The organism is Methylobacterium sp. D54C (assembly GCF_053345595.1).
In genome coordinates this window covers 1-449 of the sequence record NZ_JBKFAK010000116.1, presented here as the reverse complement: position 1 = coordinate 449, position 449 = coordinate 1, and the positions used below count along the sequence as shown (strand labels likewise).

The window sequence follows — 449 nt, the reverse complement described above, 5'->3', positions numbered from 1 at the left end:
CCCAGATACACGCCCGACGGCCACGGCGCCGCCGTGCCGTCGAGGAACGTCACGCTGTCGAAGCCGATATGGTCGGCCCAGGTCTGCCAGACGCTGCGCTCGATGAACGTGTTGAGGTGCGGCACCGTGCTGGTGCGCTGCTCGCCGACCGTCTTGGTGAAGACGCCCCAGTGCGAGGCCATGCTGAACTCGAGGAACGAGGCCACGACGCGGCCCCCGGGCCTGAGGGCGCGGTGCATCTCCTCCAGGTAGATGTAGCACTCCGTGTGCAGGAGATGCGTGAACACGCTGAAGGCCGAGACGAGGTCGACGCTGCCGTCGGCGACCGGCAGCGACAGCGCCGTGTTCCGGGCGAAGCGGTAGTCCCTGGGACAGCGGCGCTTCGCGTAGTCCAGCAGGTCCTGGACGACGTCGAGGCCCAGATACGCGACGCTCGCGGTGCGGGCGAG

At 68.8% G+C, this 449-nt stretch carries 1 protein-coding gene; it reads right to left on the bottom strand.

Annotated elements, in window-relative coordinates; translation table 11 throughout:
- Window positions 1-449: class I SAM-dependent methyltransferase (locus ACLBYB_RS32770; protein WP_447701375.1), on the bottom strand; the 449-nt coding region annotated here is incomplete at both ends.